Here is a 19,719-nt window from a genome sequence, read left to right on the forward strand (position 1 = left end):
TTCAGCTCTCCGGTATCGAGGCGACAAGAAGCTGGGTGTAGGCATGCTGCGGATCGTCCAGCACCCGGTCTGTCAGTCCCTGCTCTACGATTCGACCACTCTTCATGACGATCATCCGTTGCGACAACAGGCGGGCAACAGCCAGATCATGTGTGACGATGACCACCGAAAGACCGAGGTCGTTGACGAGATTGCGCAACAGGTCGAGCACACGGGCCTGCACGGACACATCGAGGCCACCAGTCGGCTCATCCATGAAAATCAGACGTGGATGGGTGACGAGATTGCGGGCAATCTGCAATCGCTGGCGCATACCGCCGGAAAAAGCCACAGGCTGATCGTCTATACGATCCACGGCAATTTCGACACGCGACAGCCACTCGCCGGCAGACTTGCGGATATCACCATAATGCCGCTCGCCAACTGCCATCAGCCGCTCACCGACATTGGCACCGGCAGAAACCCGCATGCGCAGACCATCTGCCGGATTCTGGTGCACGAAGCCCCAGTCGGTACGCATCAGAAACCGGCGCTCGGCCTCTGAAAGCTCCTCAAGATCAGGAAAACGCCCGTCCCGCATGCGGTATTGCACGCTACCCGAGGAGCGTTCGAGCCGCGCCGATATGCAATTGAGCAGCGTTGTTTTGCCGGAACCGGATTCACCGACGATGGCAACGACTTCGCCGGGCCAGACATCGAACGAGACATCCGTACAGCCGATGAAGTCACCGTAACGGCGCTCCAGATTTCGAACAGAAAGGATCGGGCCTGTCATGGCTGTTCTCCCATCGCCAGTTGGGGCAAGCCTGGGCCGTGATGACCCTCTGCCTGGCGGGTTTCGCAATGGTCGGTATCGGAGCAGACGAACATCCGGCCCCCGCGATCATCCGTCACCACTTCATCGAGATAGACGCCGGTGGCGTTGCACAGCGCGCAGGGAGCGCTGAAACGCTGAATAGCAAAAGGGTGATCCTCGAAATCGAGGCTGACGACTTCGGTGAACGGCGGCAAAGCATAGATGCGCTTCTCGCGCCCGGCACCGAACAATTGCAGCGCAGGTGAATTGTTCATTTTCGGATTATCGAACTTCGGGATCGGTGATGGGTCCATCACATAGCGCCCTTCAACCTTCACAGGATAGGCATAGGTGGTGGCGATATGGCCGTGTTGGGCGATGTCCTCGTAGAGCTTCACATGGATGAGGCCGTATTCCTCAAGCCCATGCATGACACGCGTTTCCGTTTCGCGTGGCTCCAGAAACCGCAACGGCTCGGGAATGGGAACCTGATAAACGATTGTCTGGCCAGCTTTAAGCGGTGTTTCCGGAATGCGGTGACGTGTCTGGATGACCGTCGCCTCCTCGGTCTTCGTCGTCGTGGCAACGCCCGCCATCTTTGCGAAAAAGGCGCGGATGGAAACGGCATTGGTGGTGTCGTCGGCCCCTTGGTCTATGACCTTCAGAACATCATCCGGCCCCAGAATGGCAGCGGTGACCTGAACGCCGCCGGTTCCCCAGCCATAGGGCATCGGCATTTCCCGCGATGCGAACGGCACCTGATAACCGGGAATGGCAATCGCCTTCAAAATCGCGCGGCGGATCATCCGTTTGGTCTGTTCGTCAAGATAGGCGAAGTTGTAGCTTGGCAGGTTCATTCTGCGGCCTCCTTGGTCGCCAGCAGTTCTTCGTTTTCGCGCCGAAGCATGCGCAATAGGCCCAGTTCCGCCTGGAAATCCACGTAATGCGGCAGTTTCAGATGCTCGACAAAGCCGGTGGCTTCGACATTGTCGCAATGTGCAAGAACGAATTCCTCGTCCTGCGCGGGCGCGGCGCGCTGCTCCTGAAACTCGTCGGCGCGGAGAGCGCGATCGACAAGGCTCATGGCCATTGCCTTGCGTTCCGACTGGCCGAAAACGAGGCCGTAACCGCGTGTGAATTTCGGCCCGTCCTCACCCTGCCCTTTGAACTGTGAGACCATCTGGCATTCCGTGACGCGGATGGAGCCAAGGCAGACGGCAAAACCAAGTTCCGGCACATCGATCTCGATATCGACCATACCGATCCGCACTTCGCCGACGAAGGGGTGAGTGCGGCCATAACCGCGCTGGGTGGAATAGCCGAGCGACAGAAGAAACCCTTCATCGCCGCGCGCCAGGGCCTGCAAGCGCAGATCACGGTCAACCGGGAAAGCGGTGGGATCACGCGTGAGATCGGCAGGCTCCTTGTCCGAAGCAACGTCCGGCTCGATCAGGCCTTCATTGTTGAGGATATCTGTTACGCGTGGGTAAGATGGTGCACCATCCAGCGGTCGTCTGGCGGGTTCATCCACCGGCGCGTCACCGGCCATGTCGGGATCGATCAGACGGTGCGTGTAATCGAAGGTTGGGCCAAGCAGCTGCCCACCCGGAATATCCTTGTAGGTTGCCGAGACGCGTCGCTCGATACGCATGTTATCCGTTGCGATAGGCCGCGAATATCCGAAGCGCGGCAGGGTCGTGCGATAGGCGCGCAGCAGAAAAATCGCCTCGATGAGGTCCCCGCGCGACTGGCGCACGCACATGGCCGCAAGTTGTGGATCGTAAAGCGATCCCTCGGCCATGACCCGGTCAACCGCCAGTGACAATTGCCCGGCGATCTGTTCGAGCGTCAATGCGGGCACTTCACGATCACCACGCCGACGATCCGCCAGCAGCTTATGGGCTTTATCGATGGCCGCTTCGCCACCCTTTACCGCGACATACATGGATCAAACCTCCCGAATACGCGTGGTGCGCGGCAAGGCAATCGCCTCGGCACCGCAAACAAGCAGAATGTCAAAGCCCAGCGGATAGCGGGCGGCGTTGGCGTCCATGGCATCCACAAACCCCTCAGGTAGTCCGACGGGCGCGATGTTGGAGGAGGCTTCGATGCCGGGGCCTGTCAGTTCAAGCGAGGGGCCGCCATCCATCGAGCGGACGGGCAGAATGAGGGTCGCGGAACGGTCCGGATATTCCATCGTTCCATGCGCGAAGCCCTGCCATTGCGCCACGTCACTTGCTTCAGACAGAAGAACGAAGCTCGCCTTCTCTGGCTGCTGCGCAATGGGTGCGCCGCTGTGGAAGGTTAGCCAGGTGGCAACATCCTGAGCTTCCAAGTCCTCAATCCAGACAGGCGTGTCGTAGTCAGCCAAGGTCAGCAGAATGGCCGATGCCGCAGCGCAGAGCGGTGCAGGGCCCGAAGCCCGCTCACCGAGATCGGCGACCGATCCCGGTCTGGAAAAGGCATGCATGACGGCGTGGAAAACATCCTGCGAAGCAAAAACTGGATCGGCGAAACCGCCATCGAACGTGACTGTACTCATCAGTCTTCTCCTCTCGCGACCGTGAAGAAATCGACCCTTGTCGCTTCGGTCTCTTCGGCCTTGCGACGCTGCTCGTCTTCCATCACGGCCAAAGCCGGACGGACGATTTCGCCATCGATGCGCGAAACCCAGTCGGGACGTTGACGCAGCGCGTCGAGATGCGCGACGATGCGAGCCTTGGCCTTGTCCCTGCCCAGAACAACCGAATGACCGACTTCGCCGCTCTCCAGCTTGACGGTCGCGCGGGTGACGCTTGCTTCGCCAAGATTGAATGCCGCGCCGCCACCGCCGATCTTGCCGCGAACCATGACGGTGCCGATTTCCGGTCCGCGCACAGGGGTCGCCGCGGGCATGTCGGATGCCATCAGGTCATAATGCTGCAAAAGAACATCCGCTGGTGCGCCAGCCAGAATATCCAGCGCCTGCTTTCGATCAAAACTGTTCATCGTTGGGTCGCCATCTTCATTCGTCAAATTTGTCTATTTGTATAGACAACCATTCTTATTTGTTTTATACACCCTTAATGATGACGAAGGAATGACAATGGGACGTTTGGCTTGAAATGAATGCAAATGATGATGGCATATCGCGGTGGCGCCGGGTCGCGGACGGCATACGCAGTGCGGTGTCCGAAGGGCGGATCGGCGAGCAATTACCACCAGAAACAGAACTCGCGGCACAATTCGGCGTCAACAGACACACGGTAAGGCGCGCCATCGCAGTTCTTTCGACCGAGGGGCTGCTGCGCGCTGAGCGGGGGCGCGGCACCTTCGTCAACGCGGTCCAGCCGCGTGTTGTCTATCCCATCGGCACCAGAGCGCGTTTCTCCGAAAACATGATGCGCCAGTCGCTCGAACCGTCTGGACGGCTTATCCATGCGGAAGTCATCGCTGCAGATGCCGTTCAGGCAAAGCTTCTTCTGTGTGGAGCAGGCGCACCCCTGCACCGTGTCGAGCATCTGGCGGTGGCTGCCGGCGCGCCGATGTCCCGCTCTGTCTCCCTGTTTTCAGCCGAACGCTTCCCCGGCATTATTTCCGCCTATGCGGAGAGCGGCTCCATCACCAAGGCGCTGGAGCGCGAGGGCTTGGCGGATTATCGCCGCAAGGAAACGCGCCTGACGGCTGAACGGGTGTCTACACGCGATGTGGAACTGCTCAATTGCGCATCTGACAGTATCGTCCTCGTCAGTCAGGCCATTGATGTCGATCTGGAAGACAGGCCTATCCAGAGCATCGTCACCCGCTTTCTGGCCGACCGCATGGAGCTGGTTTTCACAAACCCACCAACGCATTCCAACTGAAGCGATACGGGAGGCGTGGGCAATCGGAAGGCGATGCGCACGGAACTCATCCCTCCATCGCTGGTTAGACCGGGGAGCACGTCATCCCCCCAACCGCACGATTGGAAGTTTCATGTCCGATATCAGCCGTCCTATGCCGCCCTTTTCTGAACAGCAGCAGGAGCCACCGGGGCTAACGGCAAAAATGCAGCCAGTGCCTGATCACGGTGAACGTTCCTATCGCGGAGACGGCAAGCTTACCGGCAAAGTCGCCCTCATCACCGGTGCCGATTCCGGTATCGGCAAAGCTGTCGCCATCGCCTTTGCGCGCGAAGGTGCCGACATCGCAATTTCCTATCTCAATGAAGATGAAGATGCCAAGGACACGGCGAAATGGGTTGAAGAGGCAGGCCGAAAAGCCATTCTGATGCCCGGCGATATCAAGTCAGAAGATCACTGCAAATCGCTCGTCACGCAAACCGTCCAGAAGCTTGGGAAAATTGACATACTGGTCAACAATGCGGCGTTTCAGCGGACCTACGACTCTATCGAGGACATCACCGCTGAAGAATGGGATGAGACGTTCCGCACCAATATCTATGCGCCGTTTTTCCTGTCAAAAGCCGCCGTGCCGCATATGAAATCCGGAAGTGCCATCATCAACACGACATCGATCCAGTCCCGTCAGCCATCTCCAGCGCTGCTGGCCTATGCGTCGACAAAGGGCGCGATTTCGAACTTCACCGCCGGACTTGCTGAGATGGTGGCAGACAAGGGTATTCGAGTAAACGCAGTCGCGCCCGGTCCAATCTGGACCCCTCTCATTCCATCGACAATGCCGGCGGAAAAAGCTGCGAAGTTTGGTGAGAAAACCTTGATCGGTCGCGCTGGCCAACCGGCAGAACTGGCTGGCGCTTATGTGCTGCTTGCTTCTGAACTGGGAAGCTACATGACCGGGGCGGTCGTTCCAGTCACCGGCGGCGAGATCATGATCTGATGTGATCAGAACTATTGAAACATAAATAAATTTGGCATGCCGCAACTGAAATCAGTCGCGGCATGCTTCTTTAATTACATATCGACCTTGGCATTCTCGCCCATGTCAGGCCGCGTCTTGCTGACAGCAGCTGCCGCCATCTTGATGTAGCTGATGACTGTGCCGGGGCTATCCCAATATTCCGCGAAATTCGGCGTTACCTTGAGGATACGAATGGATGGGTCATCCGCGTCATCCCACCAGGCCTTTGCGGGCGTTGCCCACAATTCACGAATTTTCTCACGGTCATTCTGGACCTCAGCAGCACCGGAAATGGAGACGTATTTCTGGCCCTTGGAATCCGCAAATGCCAGGCAGACATTTGGCGCTTTGGAAATTTCCTCGTCCTTGTGGCTCGCCACATCTGTCAAAAAATAAAAGGCATTTTCCAGCTGCTCAGCATAGGCAGACATGGGCCGCGCCCGCAGGTCGCTGCCAGTCTGCGTCGTCAACATGCAGAAGCCAATCTTGTCTGCGAGTTGCCATACCTTGCTGATATCGTCATCGGTGTTGGTCATGCGTCGTCTCCTTTGTGTGTCAAGGAAACGGCATTGGCAGATCAACGTTCCAATGCTTTTTTATTCCACCAGACTTGCCTGCAAACGGCTTGGCACCGCAGGATCGTCAAGCGATCCCAAAGCGCTTTTGTGCAGCAGCTTTGCGATCCAATCGACAAAGACACGAACCTTGTTCGTCACATGTCGTGTTTGCGGATAAACGATATAAACCGGCATCGGCTCCTGCTTCCATTCAGGTAAAATGCGAACGAGATTGCCCTTGGCCAGTTCACCCCTGATCGTAAACGGCACGAGTTGCCCAATGCCCATGCCGGCCAGAACGGCATTTTGATAGGTGCGGCTATCATTGGCGGAGACGATGTAGCGGGCATTGATCTCCACCGACCGTGTGCCGTTGTCGAAAGCCATGGTCATGATCTGCCCCGACGTCGCGTTGAGATAGCCGACGCTGAAATGGTCGCCCTCCAGATCTTCCGGTTGCTGCGGCATGCCGAAGCGCTCGATATAGGAAGGTGCGGCGCATGTGACGAAATCGAGTTCGGAAACCTTGCGCGCAATGAGCGACTGGTCTCGCGGTGTGCCGACACGCAAGGCGCAATCGACGTTTTCGGCAATGTAGTCCACCAATCTGTCGCCGACACCGAGATCGAGACGAATGAGTGGATAGCGCTGGTAGAAATCGCACAGATTGGGAATAATGATATTATCGGCAAATGCACCCGCCATCTCCACCCGCAAACGGCCTGATGGCTGCACATTGGCGTTGGAAAGGCTTCCGTCCAACTCGTCTATTTCAGACAGAATTTGTATCGCGCGTTCATAATAGAGTGCCCCATCCGTCGTAACCATGACGCGGCGGGTCGTGCGGTTCAAAAGCGTTGTGCGCAAGTGCGCTTCAAGGCCTTGCACCATATTGGTAACGGTGGTCTTTGGCATGTTCAACGCGCTGGCCGCGCGGCTGAAATTTCCCGTTTCCACCACACGCGCGAAAACACGCATTGCTGACAGTTGGTCCATGGCATATTGCCCTTTGATCGATTATCCGTGATTTTGGAATAGTGTTTCCAAATTTGCATGCTTGTGCAATTTCTCCCGAACAATAATATCTGTTTTAGAAATTGCTGCAAGAGGCCGCCTTTAACGGCCTCCGAAGGAAACAAGATGAACACGCAGTGGCACACGATTGAGAGCAGCGGAGCGGCACAGCCGCCTCTGTCCGTTCGTGTTTACAAGGGTGCTGGCGAAAACCGGACGCCGCCGCTGGTGCTTTATCTGCGGGGCGGCTCGTTCTTGGAAAAAGGCGGTCAGTGTCCGGAATTACCGGTTGCCCGAGCGCTTGCCGATAACGGCGCTGTGGTCATCGAGGCTGATTACAGCACGACGTCCTGCAACGAGTTTCCAGCGGTGATCGATTGTGCATTCGATGCGCTGGACTGCCTGAGCAACCATCGCAAGCAATATGGCAGCGCGAAATCGCTGCTGTTTGTGGCGGGTGAAGAGGCGGGCGGAAATGTTGCGGCCGGTCTTGCGCTCAAAGCAAGGGATCGGATGCCGGGAAAGCTGGCGGGGCAGATTTTGCTCTCGCCGATGATAGACCCGCTGATGGCGACGACGTCTTTTCGGGACGCCGACAAGATTGGCATGCGGCAGCGCTGGGCGGAAGGCTGGAGCCATTATCTGGCAAAGGCCTGCGGATTTGCCCACCCCTACGCGGCACCCTGCCACTGTACGCGGCTGAACCGCGTGGCACCGGCGCTGATATTTACAGCCGAGGACGACCCTCTGCGCGACGAGACCGTGAATTACGCTGGTCGTTTGAGTGAGGCGGGAGTTCAGGTTCGGCAGCATGTTTTCCCTGTCGGTTCCGGCTGGACAGGGCTTTATCGCGGTGAAGGTGGCAAATGGCTTTCCGCTGTTTGCACCGAGTTTGCGGATTTCGTTCAAGACCTGAAGCATTAGCATTTATTTACAGTAACTGATCGGCTCCGGATGGAGCCAAGGAGATACCCATGACGCTGAAGAACAAGCGCCGGGCCCTGGCGGGCGCCGGTATAGGCCTTGCTGTGTCCGTTGCAGCGGCGGCATTCCTATTCGAGTTTCCAATGACCACCGGTGCGGTAGCCGCATCCGGCCCGGCGGAAACGCCAGCCATCCCTGTGACGGTTGCCGTTGTCGAAAGCCGTGACGTCACCCATTGGGAACAATTTTCCGGTCGTCTGGAAGCCGTCGAGCGGGTCCAGATCCGCTCACGCGTGGCTGGCCAGATCCAGGCCGTCCATTTTCGTGAAGGTGCTTTGGTGAAGGCGGGTGACGCCCTGTTCACCATCGACCCCGCGCCCTATCAGGCAACCGTTGCCGGTGCTGAAGCGCAGGTTGCCTCTGCCGAAGCCAAGGTCGGTCTTGCCAGAACCGAACTGGAGCGCGGTCGCAGACTGTCAGACAACCGCACCATTTCGCAAAGCGATCTGGACCAGCGCCAGAGCAACGTTGCCGATGCGGAAGCACAGTTGCGGGCAGCACGCGCAGCCCTGACGACGGCGCAGCTTGATCTGGGCTATACGGAACTACGCGCCCCTGTCTCGGGTCGCGTCGGCAAACTTGATATCACCGTTGGCAACCTCGTTGCTGCTGGCTCTTCATCGCCCGCACTGACCACGCTGGTCTCTGTCGATCCGATCTATGCCAGCTTCAATGCCAGCGAAGAAATGGTCGCAAAGGCTCTGTCGCAGCTTCCCGTCTCGGACGGTGCGCTTCAGGCTCTGGAGCAGATCCCGGTCGAGGTGGGAACGCTGGCTGATGAAGGCACGCCGATCAAGGGCACCTTGCACCTCATCGACAATCAGGTCGATAGCGCAAGCGGCACGATCGGGGTGCGGGCCGTGTTCGCCAATGCGGATGGGCATTTGATCCCCGGCCAGTTCGTGCGTGTCCGCATGGGCGAGCCGAAGTCGGAAAACCGCATCGTCATCACCGACCGTGCCATCGGCACGGATCAGGACAAGAAGTTCGTCTTTGTGGTGGATGGCGAGAACAAGGTGAATTATCGCCAGATCAAGCCCGGCCCAGCGGCTGATGGCCTACGCGTTGTCGAAAGCGGCCTTGCCGCCGGAGACAAGATCGTCGTCAACGGTCTTCAGCGTATTCGCCCTGGCGCAATCGTTGCCCCGCAGACCGAAGAAAAGGTCGCGACCTCGCAGTAAACATTCATGGCGGGCCCCTGAAGGCCCGCCAGCATAATCCAACAGAAGAGCGATCCGCCGGTGGCCCAATGTCACCGGAGCGGTTTTCTGCATCCAAATTCCACCCGGAGGCGAGAGGGCCTTTGCTATGAACATCTCCAGATTTTTTGTGGACCGGCCGGTTTTCGCTGGCGTGCTATCGGTTCTAATCGTCGTCGCGGGCCTTATCGGCATGCGCGCCCTGCCGATTTCTGAATATCCGGAAGTCGTGCCACCATCCATCGTCGTGCGCGCCACCTATCCCGGTGCTAACCCCAAGGTTATCGCCGAAACGGTGGCAACGCCGCTTGAAGAACAGATCAACGGCGTCGAGGACATGCTCTACATGTCCAGCCAGGCGACATCCGATGGCGTCATGACGCTGACGGTGACGTTTAAGCTCGGCACCGACCCGGACAAAGCCCAGCAGCTGGTGCAAAACCGCGTCTCGCAGGCCGAGCCACGTCTGCCCGCGGAAGTCAGAAGCCTCGGCGTTTCCACCGTCAAAAGCTCTCCCGACCTGATGATGGTCGTGCATCTGGTTTCACCCGGCAACAAATACGACCTGACCTATCTGCGCAACTACGCGGTCCTCAACATCAAGGACCGTCTGGCTCGCATTGAAGGTGTGGGACAGGTGCAGATATTCGGTGCAGGTGACTACTCCATGCGCGTCTGGATCGATCCGCAAAAAGCTGCCGAACACAATCTGGCTGCCGCCGATATCAGCAACGCCATTCGCGAGCAGAACGTGCAGGCCGCCGCTGGTACCATCGGTGCTTCACCAAGCCTCAACGGCATCGACCTTCAGCTCAACGTCAATGCGCAGGGCCGTCTTTCCACGCCGGAAGAATTCGGCAATATCATCGTAAAGAGCGGCACGAATGGCGAAATCACTCGCCTGCGTGACGTTGCGCGCGTCGAACTCGGTGCGGCGGATTATGCGCTGCGCTCTCTGCTGGATGGCGAGTCTGCCGTTGCCATTCCCGTCTTCCAGGCTCCCGGCTCCAACGCCATCACCATTTCCGACCAGGTAGCTGCCACAATGCAGGACCTGCAAAAGGCAATGCCTGATGGGGTGAAATACGAGATCGTCTACGATACAACCCAGTTCGTGCGCGCTTCCATCGACAAGGTCATCGACACGCTGCTCGAAGCTATCGCGCTCGTCGTCATCGTCGTCATCCTGTTCCTCCAGACATGGCGTGCCTCGATCATACCGCTGATTGCCGTGCCCGTATCCATCATCGGTACGTTCGCGGTGATGTATGTCTTCGGCTTCTCGATCAACGCGCTTAGTCTCTTCGGGCTTGTGCTGGCCATCGGTATCGTCGTGGACGATGCCATCGTGGTGGTCGAAAACGTCGAGCGAAACATCGAGAACGGCCTGTCTCCGCGTGACGCGACCTACCGCGCCATGAAGGAAGTGTCCGGCCCGATCATCGCCATCGCACTGGTGCTTGTCGCCGTGTTCGTGCCGCTAGCCTTTATCTCCGGTCTGTCGGGACAGTTCTATCGCCAGTTCGCGCTGACGATTGCCATCTCGACGGTGATTTCGGCCATCAACTCGCTGACCCTGTCGCCAGCTCTGGCAGCGCTGCTGCTGAAAGGCCACGACGCGCCGAAGGATTGGCTGACGCGAGGCATGGACAAGGTGTTCGGAAAGTTCTTCCGCGGCTTCAACCGTGCCTTCGGTGCAGCCTCGAATGGTTATGGCAAGAGCGTGGGTGGGTTGCTGAACCGCAAGAGCATCGTGATGTTCGTGTATGTGGTTCTGGCCGGTGCGACCTACGGCATGTTCAGTGCGGTGCCGGGTGGTTTCGTGCCTGCACAGGACAAGCAATATCTGATCGGCTTTGCCCAATTGCCGGATGCCGCCAGTCTTGATCGCACCGAAGACGTCATCAAGCGCATGAGCGATATCGCCATGCAGCAGCCGGGCGTCGAACATGCGATTGCTTTCCCGGGCCTGTCCATCAACGGCTTCACCAACAGCTCCAACGCTGGTGTCGTCTTCGTTGGCCTCAGCCCCTTCGAAGAGCGGACAACACCTGAACTCTCCGGCGGTGCCATTGCCATGGCGCTCAACCAGAAATTCGGTGCGGTTCAGGATGCCTTCATCGCCATGTTTCCGCCACCACCGGTCAACGGCCTCGGCACGACGGGTGGTTTCAAGATGCAGATCGAGGACCGCGCAGGCTTCGGCTATCAATCTCTGGACGAAGTCACCAAGGCGTTCCTTGCCAAAGCCTATCAGGCGCCGGAACTGGCGGGACTGTTCTCCAGCTTCCAGATCAACGTGCCGCAGCTCTATGCCGATCTTGATCGCGCAAAGGCTGAACAGCTTGGAGTATCTGTCACCGACGTGTTCGAAACGCTGCAGATCTATCTCGGCTCGCTTTACGTCAACGACTTCAACGCCTTTGGCCGCACCTACAGTGTGCGGGTGCAGGCAGATGCGAAATTCCGCGCCCATGCGGAAGATATCGGTCAGTTGAAGGTGCGCTCGTCCAACGGCCAGATGATACCGCTCTCGGCTTTGCTGAAGGTGGATGCCACGACAGGACCGGAACGCACGACCCGATACAATGGCTTCCTGGCCGCTGATATCAATGGTGGTCCGGCTCCGGGCTTTTCATCGGGCGAGGCGCAAGCTGCCATCGAGCGGATCGCTGCCGAAACCCTGCCATCCGGCATCTCCTTTGAATGGACGGATTTGACCTACCAGCAAATCCTCGCCGGAAGCTCGGGCCTGCTCGTCTTCCCGCTGGCTCTGCTGCTGGTTTATCTGGTGCTGGCTGCGCAATATGAAAGCCTGACCCTGCCGCTTGCCATCATCATGATTGTACCCATGGGTGTGTTGGCTGCCATGACCGGTGTCTGGTTGACAGGAGGCGACAACAACATCTTCACCCAGATCGGCCTCATCGTCCTTGTGGGTCTGTCGGCAAAGAACGCGATCCTGATCGTGGAATTCGCCCGGGAACTGGAGTTCGAAGGCCGCTCTCCCGTTGCCGCCGCCATCGAGGCAAGCCGTCTTCGTCTGCGGCCTATCCTGATGACATCGCTCGCCTTCATCATGGGCGTGGTGCCACTGGTAATCTCCACCGGCGCCGGTGCAGAAATGCGCTCGGCCATGGGTATAGCGGTGTTCTCCGGGATGATCGGCGTTACGATCTTCGGCATCTTCATGACGCCGGTGTTCTATGTACTGGTGCGCAAGCTCTCAGGCAACCGTCCGCTGATCCAGCACAAGCCGGAGGAAGCAGCGAATACGGACTACAAGATGGATAAGGCCGTCTGACGAGCTGATCTCCACCTCAGACAAATAGAAGCCGCAGGATAATCGTCCTGCGGCTTTATACTGCGCACTAAGCGACAAGCTCACAAGGCCCGCCTCCAGTTGGAGCTGATCATCTTGATTGTTATCCAATCATCGATATATCTGACATTAGGGAAAATCTCAGAGAGTCGCATGAATGCTCCAAACCTTGTCGAATGAGACCGTTGCGGAGAGCAGCTATCGACGGATACGTTCGGACATCATCTTTGATAGATTACACCCCGGCCAGAAGTTAAAGCTGGACAGTCTCAAAGACGCTTATGGCACAAGCATCAGCACACTCAGAGAAATCCTGAACCGTCTTTCTGCCGACGGATTTGTATTGGCTGAAGGTCAGCGGGGTTTCGAGGTTGCGCCGGTATCGGCAAGCGATCTCAAGGAAATTGCAGCCCTGAGATTGCTGCTGGAAACCCATGCCCTGTCTCAATCCATTGCCGATGGCGACACAGAATGGGAAGCACGGGTTGTCTCTGCGCATTACAAACTGACGCGCATGGAAGACGTGATGACCTCAAACGACGAGGACAGTGCAGAGGACTGGAAGCGTTATGACCGGGAATTCCACCAGTCGCTGATCTCTGCCTGTGGCTCTAATCTGCTGATGGAAACACATTCCAACGTCTTCGACAAATATCTGCGCTATCAGATGGTGACGCAGTCCTACCGCGGGAACGTCGCTTCCGCGGAACACCAGCAGCTACTGGATGCCGCATTGGCGCGCGACGAAAAGACCGCGAAAAAAGTCCTGACGATGCACATTCAAAGCGGCATGGAACACGCCTTGGCGTGTGGCAAGCTCGGCTGAAAAACGCTGCGAGAAAGAGCAGGAAACCCAATGTTGAAACAGAGCCATCCCCCAGCCGAGACCGTTGGTGACATCGTCTTTCGGCAAATCCGCCAGGACATCATTTCGGGCCATTTGCCACCCGGCTCTAAGATCAAGCTGGAACAGGCCAAGGAACATTATCAAATCAGCATCTCCTCGCTGCGGGAGATTCTGAGTCGCCTAGCCATGGAAAATCTCGTTGTCGCGGAGGGTCAGCGCGGTTTTGAAGTCAGTCCCGTATCGCGAAAAGAACTCGAAGAGTTGGCAGACCTGCGCATCGTTCTGGAAACACACGCCATCGGCTTGGCGTTTACGGAGGGCGACCTTGAATGGGAAGGCCGCATCGTCGCCGCTCACCACAAACTAGCGACCGCAGAACGCAAACTTCTGACGGGCGACGTCTCACGCACGATTGATTGGGTGCGATATGATTGGGAATTTCATCAGGCCATCGTTTCCGCCTGCAACTCCGTAACGTTGATGGCAACCCTGTCCTCTGTATTCGACCGGTTTTTGCGTTATCATCTATTTGCAAGAACGTTCAGAGGCCCCGCCGTGGTCGATGACCACAAATTGCTATTCGAAGCGGCGCTCAAAAAGGACGTCGAGGGTGCCAAAGCAATCGTGCGCAAGCACATAAAGAGCGGCGTCGATCACGTTTTGCAAAGCGGGTTTATTCCGTAATCGCCCTCGCGGTTGCCACTTCCATATCCCTTATTTCGAAATCAGGACTGAAACGATCGCCCTCGTGACGGTCGTCGTTTGCCTGTGCAAAGCGCTCACAGCAAAAAGCAAAAACATAAGAAATTATTTTTAGTCGTTATATTTATTATCATCATATGTTTTTAAAAAACTCTGTTGATTTATGTTTCGCTCTCTGCAACCATGCCTTCCAGCAGTCAAAGGTGAGGAATAGCTGCACGGTCGTTTCACGGCCGCCGTTACAGGAGGAGGAAATATCATGATCAGATCGAAGTTGACTCGTCGGCACCTTATGCTTGGCGCAGCCATCCTATCAGCGGGCCTCGGCCTCGCGCAGCCGGCAGCGGCCATCACGCCTGACGAGATCAAGGCCAGGGGTAAACTCATTGTCGGCATCCAGGGCGACAATCCGCCATGGGGATTTGTGACCAGCGCCGGAAAGCAGGACGGGCTTGATGCAGACATCGCCACGCTGTTCGCCAAGGAACTGGGTGTAGCGGTGGAATTCGTTCCGCTGGAAGTGAACAACCGCATTCCCGCGCTGACAAGTGGCCGCGTCGATCTGCTTTTTGCAACCATGGCCATGCTGCCGGATCGCGCCAAAGCCGTACAGTTCAGCAAGCCTTACGTCGCAAATGCCATCGTACTGATTGGCCCCAAATCCATGTCGATCAAGACCAATGAGGACATGGCGAACCTGACGATATCCGTTGCAAAGGGCGCTGCGCAGGATACGCAGGTAACGAAGAACGCTCCTTCGACCGCAACAATCCGCCGATATGACGGCGATGCTGCGAGTGTTCAGGCTCTGGCCTCCGGTCAGGTTCAGGCGCTGGGCGGCAACATTTTCTACATGGACCGGGTTGAGAAGGCTCGTCCGGGCGAGTTCGAAAACAAGCTCGAGTTCCAGAAGCTCTACAACGGCGCCTGCACGCGTCTTGGAGAAAAGGAAATCAACGCCGCTCTCAACACCTTCATCGACAAGATCAAGGCAAATGGTGAGTTGAAGACGGTCTACGACAAGTGGATGAAGGTCCCCGTGCCGGAATTCCCCGAAAGCCTTGAAGGCATTTCTTTCGTCGCAAAGTAAACTTCGGTCGGCCTTGCTGACAGAAACGGTGGACATCGCCTGATGTCCACCGGCACCCTTCTCATGCTTGCGAGATCATCTCGGAACTAGTCCAAGAGTATGACCATGAGCCAAACCATCTTCATCTTGAACGGACCAAATCTCAACCTCTTGGGACAGCGCGAGCCGTCCATCTACGGCACGACGACGCTGCTGGACATCAAGGAGCGGTGCATTGCCAAGGCTCAAACGCTCGGTTTCAATGTCGAATTTCGCCAGACAAATTTCGAGGGCGAATTGGTCGAGAGCGTCCATCAGGCGCGCAATGAGGCCTGCGGCATCATCATCAACCCTGCCGGTTACACCTTCACCTCGATTGCGCTTCTCGACGCACTGAAGACATTCGATCCGCCGAAGATCGAGCTTCATATTTCCAATGTCCACGCCCGCGAGAGCATCTACCACAATTCTCTCATTTCCCGCGTCGCCACGGCCATCATGATCGGCTTTGGAGCGGCGGGTTACGAACTGGCCGTGGAAGCCATGGCTGGCATGGTCAACAAAGCCGCACCTTCTACCGAGCGAACCAGAGAAGCGTCATGAATTACCAGCTGGATTTCACGCCCGTCATCGACGGTTTGCCGAGCCTGCTATCGGCCTGCCTCGGCACTTTTACGCTTGCCTTGTGCGGCATGGTTCTCGCCATCATCATTGGCATTGGCGGGGTGGCGTTACGCGACTCCCGGTTCAAAGCCTTCCGCTGGCTCGTCATCGGCTTCGTGGAGTTGATCCGTAACACGCCGTTTCTGGTGCAAATCTTTTTCATCTATTTTGCACTGCCACTCGCCGGTGTCCGCCTCGACCCGACACCCACCGCCATCATTGCGCTCGGCATCAATGGCGGAGCCTACGCAATCGAGATCATCCGCGGTGGCGTCCAGTCAATATCGAAGGGGCAGATGGAGGCTGGTCTGGCGCTTGGCCTGCACAAGGCGCAGGTTTTCCGCCTGATCATTCTCAAGCCCGCCCTTCGCGCCATCTATCCATCGCTGACAAGCCAGTTCGTTCTTCTGACACTGTCTACCAGCATCGCCTCGGCAATCTCCGCCTACGAGCTGACCTCTGTTTCCCAGCGGATCGAATCCGAAAGTTTCCGAAGCTTCGAGATCTATTTCACCATCACGGCCCTCTATCTGGTGATGTCGTGGATGATGATGCGCCTCTTTTCACTCTTTTCGGCGCGCTACTTCGCCTATCCCGTCAAGTAGGAGCTGGTCATGGGTTACGATGAATTTGTCTTCCTGCTGATTGGGCTGAAATGGACCGTTGCCCTATCTGCTGTAGGCTTCGTCTGCGGCTGCATCGCGGGCCTGCTGGTTGCACTGGCCAGAACATCGGGCATTATTGTGCTGGAGAAACTGACATCCGGCTATATCGCTGTGTTTCAGGGCACGCCGCTTTTGATGCAGCTTTTCGTGGTCTATTATGGCCTTGCTCTTATCGGCTTCCGGCTGGATGCCTGGGTCGCGGTGGCGATTGGCCTCACGCTCCATGCCAGCGCATATCTGGGCGAAATCTGGCGCGGCTCCATCGAGGCCGTGCCGAGAGGCCAGATCGAAGCCGCGAAAGCGCTAAGCCTCCGCTATTATCACCGCACAAAAGATGTGGTCCTGCCCCAGGCCATCCGCATCTCGCTTCCCGCAACCGTGGGTTTTCTGGTGCAGCTGATCAAGGGAACGTCGCTGGCATCCATCGTCGGCTTCACCGAACTGACGCGAGCAGGCAACATCATCTCCAACCAGATATTCGAGCCCCTGACGGTCTTCAGCATCGTCGGCGCACTGTACTTCGTGATGTGCTGCCCGCTGACGATTTTCGGTGCACATCTTGAACGGAAGTTTGCGGCGACAACACGCTGAATGCGCGCCGTCGCAGCCTCCAATCAGACCGCCTTTAAAACGGCACCAAGCGTATCCACCAGAAGATCGGCATTTTCGCGCGAGAAAACCAGCGGTGGCCGGATTTTCAGAATGTTAGCATTGGGGCCGGAGGCGCTGATAAGGATGCGGCGGTCGCGCAGACCGTTGACGATGCGGGTTGTCAGAGCCGCATCCGGGCACTTGGTTGAAGCGTCACCGACAATCTCGACGCCGATGAACAGGCCCGAGCCGCGCACATCCCCGATTGCCGGGTGGGAGAGGCTTTTCAAACCATCCACCAGGTAGCGTCCAACCTCGAGCGCGTTCTGCTGAAGGCCTTCAATGCGGATCGTATCCAGAACGGCCTTGCCTGCGGCAGCAGCTACCGGATTGCCACCGAAGGTATTAAAGTATCTGGCACGCGGGCCGAAGTCGGCAATGACTTCCGGGCGCAGAACGATGCCCGCGATGGGATAACCGTTGCCCATGGGCTTGCCGATCGTCACCATATCAGGAGCAACGCCATGCCGTTCGAAACCCCACATGGTTTCGCCGGTGCGACCAAAGCCCGGCTGTACTTCGTCGGCTATGAAAAGACCGCCCGCTTCGTGAATTGCGTCCACAGCTGGCTTCAGGAAGCCCTTTGGCCCGGCAAAAATTCCGTCGCTCGAAAAGATCGTATCGGTGATCAACATGGCTGGCTTAATGCCGTGACGTTTCAGGTCCGCGATTGCGGCGCACACATCCCGCCCGAACTTTTCCATCACCTCTTCCGGTGAATTCCGGTAGCTGTCTGGCGCCGGGATCGTGCGGACATGCGGACCAAGCGTGACGGATTCACCGAGCGAGGGGGAAAACTCCGCCGTCGCACTCGTCAGGCCGTGATAGGCAAGTTCGGTGGCAATGATGCCGGTGCCGCCGGTGACGAAGCGGGCGATGCGCACGGCAAGATCGTTGGCCTCGCTGCCAGTGCAGGTAAACATGGCCTGGCTGAGCGCGTCTGGAAACGTCGCCGTCAGAGCTTCGGCATAATCCACGATGCCTTCATGCAGATAACGCGTGTGGGTGTTGAGAATAGCGGTCTGCTTTGTAATCGCTTCCACGACGCGCGGATGGCAATGTCCGAGCGACGCGACATTGTTATAGGCGTCGAGATATTTCTCCCCGGCGCTGTCGTAGAGAAACACACCTTCACCACGCACCAGATGCAATGGCTTTTCGTAAAACAGCCGGTAGGCTGGACCCAGCACCTTTTCCCGACGGGCAATGAGCGCACGTTCCGTCTCATCCAACCGGTCAAAATCTTCGCGCGAGAAAGCATTTACCATAGACATGATTCAAGCCTCGGAAAGGTTGGGCACGAGCGTTTTCAGCCGTGCCGGTGTTAAATCGGAAATGTTGAGGATGCCCTGCCAGGCAGAAGCGTGGTTGCGCATGATATAGCTGGCATTCTCCGGCACCCGCGCCGAGCGCCATTCCGCGATGATGATCGACATGGCCAGCCGCGCCCGGGTTAGCACGGGCAGAAGCTCCAGTTCAGCAGGCTCAAGCGTGCGCGCCGAGCGATAGCCGTCGAGGAAAGCGCCGGTTCGCGCAGCCCAGTTGTCTGTTGCCAGATGATAGGAGAGCGCCACGGCAAGATCATTGACGAGCGGTGCGTACACCATATCGCCGAAATCGATGATACCCGCGACCTCGGTCTGTTTTGCCGGGTTGAGCAGAATGTTGTGCGGGTTAAAGTCGTTATGGATGATCTGGCGACGCGCGAGCCCCTGAATAGCAGGCAGGGCGCTCTCGAATTCACGAAGGATCGCCTCCACCCGTGCGCGACGCTCCGGCGCGACATGGTCAATGACCCCTGTCAGATCGAGCGTGTGGGAAATGTCCCACATCAGCTTTCCGACAGGCGGGCGTCCATCGTAATCTTCCAGACCGATACCCAGTTCAGCCAGCGCCCGGCCGACATTGCGGCTCTGCACTTCGCAGCTTTGCGTACGGTACTGCAATTCACCGCGGAGAAATGTCAGCAAACGCATGATCCGTGGGCCGTCCTGAGTGTCCAGCGCGTGGCTGCACTCACCGTCATTCGTCAGGACAAGTCGCGGCACGGGAACATTTGGTGCTGCCGAGGCCAGATGCAGCAACGCGCCATCCTGAAAATCCAGCGCAACGGGGTCTTCTGCGGGATTGGCGATTTTGAGAACAAATTCCGTCGCATCGTCGCGCGTAAAAAGAAAGGTTTCATCGCGCTCGCTGGAAAGCCGCTTCACGGTGCCGGTAAATCCATAAACACGCTGGACGGCAGCCTCGGCTTCGCCAAGCGATGTCACATTCCATGTGGCCAACATGGAGTCCGGTTTTTTGGTAGCAGCCGATGGCTCCGTCATGCGTCCTCCATTGCGCGCGGTTGCCCGCATCTCCCCAAGGCCTTTGCTGCCAAAAAATCATGTTTTGCAGCAGCAGACCGATGC

At 57.5% G+C, this 19,719-nt stretch carries 20 protein-coding genes; 11 read left to right on the top strand and 9 right to left on the bottom strand.

Annotated features, from left to right (window positions below):
* Position 1: 1 nt before the first annotated feature.
* The 5 genes from phnK to phnG are packed head-to-tail and all read right to left on the bottom strand — an operon-like array spanning position 2 to position 3,784.
* On the bottom strand, positions 2-775 hold the full coding sequence (gene phnK / locus AC27VJ_RS07995) for a phosphonate C-P lyase system protein PhnK (RefSeq protein WP_113086566.1): 774 nt from the start codon (positions 773-775) through the stop codon (positions 2-4).
* Positions 772-1,653, bottom strand: a complete 882-nt coding sequence (locus tag AC27VJ_RS08000; RefSeq protein ID WP_488683557.1) for an alpha-D-ribose 1-methylphosphonate 5-phosphate C-P-lyase PhnJ — start codon at positions 1,651-1,653, stop codon at positions 772-774. Before AC27VJ_RS08000 ends, phnK begins: the two co-directional genes overlap by 4 nt.
* Entirely contained in the window at positions 1,650-2,741 is a 1,092-nt protein-coding gene (locus AC27VJ_RS08005; RefSeq protein WP_488683558.1) for a carbon-phosphorus lyase complex subunit, read from the bottom strand. Before AC27VJ_RS08005 ends, AC27VJ_RS08000 begins: the two co-directional genes overlap by 4 nt.
* 3 nt (positions 2,742-2,744) lie before the next feature.
* Positions 2,745-3,338 (bottom strand): phosphonate C-P lyase system protein PhnH, encoded by a 594-nt coding sequence (gene phnH, locus AC27VJ_RS08010; protein ID WP_488683559.1) that lies wholly within the window; start codon positions 3,336-3,338, stop codon positions 2,745-2,747.
* On the bottom strand, positions 3,338-3,784 hold the full coding sequence (gene phnG / locus AC27VJ_RS08015) for a phosphonate C-P lyase system protein PhnG (protein ID WP_488683560.1): 447 nt from the start codon (positions 3,782-3,784) through the stop codon (positions 3,338-3,340). The genes phnH and phnG overlap by 1 nt, the downstream gene beginning before the upstream one ends.
* A 116-nt stretch (positions 3,785-3,900) precedes the next feature.
* Here phnG and phnF point away from each other — a divergent pair, with 116 nt between their 5' ends.
* Both phnF and AC27VJ_RS08025 read left to right on the top strand, forming a co-directional pair.
* Positions 3,901-4,638, top strand: coding sequence for a phosphonate metabolism transcriptional regulator PhnF (gene phnF / locus AC27VJ_RS08020; RefSeq protein WP_488683561.1), 738 nt, complete (start codon positions 3,901-3,903; stop codon positions 4,636-4,638).
* Between the two features lie 112 nt (positions 4,639-4,750).
* Positions 4,751-5,614 (top strand): SDR family oxidoreductase, encoded by an 864-nt coding sequence (locus tag AC27VJ_RS08025; protein WP_488683562.1) that lies wholly within the window; start codon positions 4,751-4,753, stop codon positions 5,612-5,614.
* Positions 5,615-5,688: 74 nt separating this feature from the next.
* Here the strand turns inward: AC27VJ_RS08025 and AC27VJ_RS08030 are convergent, their stop codons facing one another.
* Both AC27VJ_RS08030 and AC27VJ_RS08035 read right to left on the bottom strand, forming a co-directional pair.
* The gene (locus tag AC27VJ_RS08030; protein WP_353577060.1) at positions 5,689-6,171 is read right to left on the bottom strand and encodes a pyridoxamine 5'-phosphate oxidase family protein; all 483 of its coding nucleotides are present in this window, start codon (positions 6,169-6,171) and stop codon (positions 5,689-5,691) included.
* Between the two features lie 60 nt (positions 6,172-6,231).
* Positions 6,232-7,188 carry a LysR family transcriptional regulator gene (locus AC27VJ_RS08035; protein WP_488683563.1) on the bottom strand — a complete coding sequence of 319 codons (957 nt, stop codon included), beginning with the start codon at positions 7,186-7,188 and terminating at the stop codon, positions 6,232-6,234.
* 144 nt (positions 7,189-7,332) lie between these two features.
* Between AC27VJ_RS08035 and AC27VJ_RS08040 the strand changes: the two genes are divergently transcribed.
* From AC27VJ_RS08040 to AC27VJ_RS08080, 9 genes are all read left to right on the top strand, one after another.
* Positions 7,333-8,130, top strand: a complete 798-nt coding sequence (locus tag AC27VJ_RS08040; protein ID WP_488683564.1) for an alpha/beta hydrolase fold domain-containing protein — start codon at positions 7,333-7,335, stop codon at positions 8,128-8,130.
* Positions 8,131-8,180: 50 nt separating this feature from the next.
* On the top strand, positions 8,181-9,371 hold the full coding sequence (locus tag AC27VJ_RS08045; protein WP_488683565.1) for an efflux RND transporter periplasmic adaptor subunit: 1,191 nt from the start codon (positions 8,181-8,183) through the stop codon (positions 9,369-9,371).
* A gap of 127 nt (positions 9,372-9,498) precedes the next feature.
* Positions 9,499-12,693 carry an efflux RND transporter permease subunit gene (locus AC27VJ_RS08050; protein WP_488683566.1) on the top strand — a complete coding sequence of 1,065 codons (3,195 nt, stop codon included), beginning with the start codon at positions 9,499-9,501 and terminating at the stop codon, positions 12,691-12,693.
* A 175-nt stretch (positions 12,694-12,868) separates the two neighbouring features.
* Positions 12,869-13,537 (top strand): GntR family transcriptional regulator, encoded by a 669-nt coding sequence (locus AC27VJ_RS08055; protein ID WP_488683567.1) that lies wholly within the window; start codon positions 12,869-12,871, stop codon positions 13,535-13,537.
* Positions 13,538-13,567: 30 nt separating this feature from the next.
* Positions 13,568-14,242 carry a GntR family transcriptional regulator gene (locus AC27VJ_RS08060; protein ID WP_488683568.1) on the top strand — a complete coding sequence of 225 codons (675 nt, stop codon included), beginning with the start codon at positions 13,568-13,570 and terminating at the stop codon, positions 14,240-14,242.
* A 277-nt stretch (positions 14,243-14,519) separates the two neighbouring features.
* Positions 14,520-15,350 (top strand): transporter substrate-binding domain-containing protein, encoded by an 831-nt coding sequence (locus AC27VJ_RS08065; protein ID WP_488683569.1) that lies wholly within the window; start codon positions 14,520-14,522, stop codon positions 15,348-15,350.
* A 105-nt stretch (positions 15,351-15,455) separates the two neighbouring features.
* Entirely contained in the window at positions 15,456-15,932 is a 477-nt protein-coding gene (locus AC27VJ_RS08070; protein WP_488683570.1) for a type II 3-dehydroquinate dehydratase, read from the top strand.
* Complete coding sequence (locus AC27VJ_RS08075; RefSeq protein ID WP_488683571.1) at positions 15,929-16,597, top strand: amino acid ABC transporter permease; 669 nt, start codon at positions 15,929-15,931, stop codon at positions 16,595-16,597. Before AC27VJ_RS08070 ends, AC27VJ_RS08075 begins: the two co-directional genes overlap by 4 nt.
* Positions 16,598-16,606: 9 nt before the next feature.
* Entirely contained in the window at positions 16,607-17,248 is a 642-nt protein-coding gene (locus AC27VJ_RS08080; protein WP_488683572.1) for an amino acid ABC transporter permease, read from the top strand.
* 23 nt (positions 17,249-17,271) lie between these two features.
* Here the strand turns inward: AC27VJ_RS08080 and AC27VJ_RS08085 are convergent, their stop codons facing one another.
* Positions 17,272-18,582, bottom strand: a complete 1,311-nt coding sequence (locus tag AC27VJ_RS08085; protein WP_488683573.1) for an aspartate aminotransferase family protein — start codon at positions 18,580-18,582, stop codon at positions 17,272-17,274.
* 3 nt (positions 18,583-18,585) lie between these two features.
* Positions 18,586-19,635 carry a phosphotransferase gene (locus tag AC27VJ_RS08090; RefSeq protein WP_488683574.1) on the bottom strand — a complete coding sequence of 350 codons (1,050 nt, stop codon included), beginning with the start codon at positions 19,633-19,635 and terminating at the stop codon, positions 18,586-18,588.
* Between the last annotated feature and the right edge of the window lie 84 nt (positions 19,636-19,719).

The sequence above is a fragment of the Agrobacterium sp. 20P9.1.2 genome (assembly GCF_057799395.1).

Excerpts from the sequence above, each read along its gene's own strand:
- phnK (WP_113086566.1), bottom strand. The coding sequence starts at position 775 with ATGACAGGCCCGATCCTTTCTGTTCGAAATCTGGAGCGCCGTTACGGT.
- AC27VJ_RS08000 (WP_488683557.1), bottom strand. The coding sequence starts at position 1,653 with ATGAACCTGCCAAGCTACAACTTCGCCTATCTTGACGAACAGACCAAA.
- AC27VJ_RS08005 (WP_488683558.1), bottom strand. The coding sequence starts at position 2,741 with ATGTATGTCGCGGTAAAGGGTGGCGAAGCGGCCATCGATAAAGCCCAT.
- phnH (WP_488683559.1), bottom strand. The coding sequence starts at position 3,338 with ATGAGTACAGTCACGTTCGATGGCGGTTTCGCCGATCCAGTTTTTGCT.
- phnG (WP_488683560.1), bottom strand. The coding sequence starts at position 3,784 with ATGAACAGTTTTGATCGAAAGCAGGCGCTGGATATTCTGGCTGGCGCA.
- phnF (WP_488683561.1), top strand. The coding sequence starts at position 3,901 with ATGAATGCAAATGATGATGGCATATCGCGGTGGCGCCGGGTCGCGGAC.
- AC27VJ_RS08025 (WP_488683562.1), top strand. The coding sequence starts at position 4,751 with ATGTCCGATATCAGCCGTCCTATGCCGCCCTTTTCTGAACAGCAGCAG.
- AC27VJ_RS08030 (WP_353577060.1), bottom strand. The coding sequence starts at position 6,171 with ATGACCAACACCGATGACGATATCAGCAAGGTATGGCAACTCGCAGAC.
- AC27VJ_RS08035 (WP_488683563.1), bottom strand. The coding sequence starts at position 7,188 with ATGGACCAACTGTCAGCAATGCGTGTTTTCGCGCGTGTGGTGGAAACG.
- AC27VJ_RS08040 (WP_488683564.1), top strand. The coding sequence starts at position 7,333 with ATGAACACGCAGTGGCACACGATTGAGAGCAGCGGAGCGGCACAGCCG.
- AC27VJ_RS08045 (WP_488683565.1), top strand. The coding sequence starts at position 8,181 with ATGACGCTGAAGAACAAGCGCCGGGCCCTGGCGGGCGCCGGTATAGGC.
- AC27VJ_RS08050 (WP_488683566.1), top strand. The coding sequence starts at position 9,499 with ATGAACATCTCCAGATTTTTTGTGGACCGGCCGGTTTTCGCTGGCGTG.
- AC27VJ_RS08055 (WP_488683567.1), top strand. The coding sequence starts at position 12,869 with ATGCTCCAAACCTTGTCGAATGAGACCGTTGCGGAGAGCAGCTATCGA.
- AC27VJ_RS08060 (WP_488683568.1), top strand. The coding sequence starts at position 13,568 with ATGTTGAAACAGAGCCATCCCCCAGCCGAGACCGTTGGTGACATCGTC.
- AC27VJ_RS08065 (WP_488683569.1), top strand. The coding sequence starts at position 14,520 with ATGATCAGATCGAAGTTGACTCGTCGGCACCTTATGCTTGGCGCAGCC.
- AC27VJ_RS08070 (WP_488683570.1), top strand. The coding sequence starts at position 15,456 with ATGAGCCAAACCATCTTCATCTTGAACGGACCAAATCTCAACCTCTTG.
- AC27VJ_RS08075 (WP_488683571.1), top strand. The coding sequence starts at position 15,929 with ATGAATTACCAGCTGGATTTCACGCCCGTCATCGACGGTTTGCCGAGC.
- AC27VJ_RS08080 (WP_488683572.1), top strand. The coding sequence starts at position 16,607 with ATGGGTTACGATGAATTTGTCTTCCTGCTGATTGGGCTGAAATGGACC.
- AC27VJ_RS08085 (WP_488683573.1), bottom strand. The coding sequence starts at position 18,582 with ATGTCTATGGTAAATGCTTTCTCGCGCGAAGATTTTGACCGGTTGGAT.
- AC27VJ_RS08090 (WP_488683574.1), bottom strand. The coding sequence starts at position 19,635 with ATGACGGAGCCATCGGCTGCTACCAAAAAACCGGACTCCATGTTGGCC.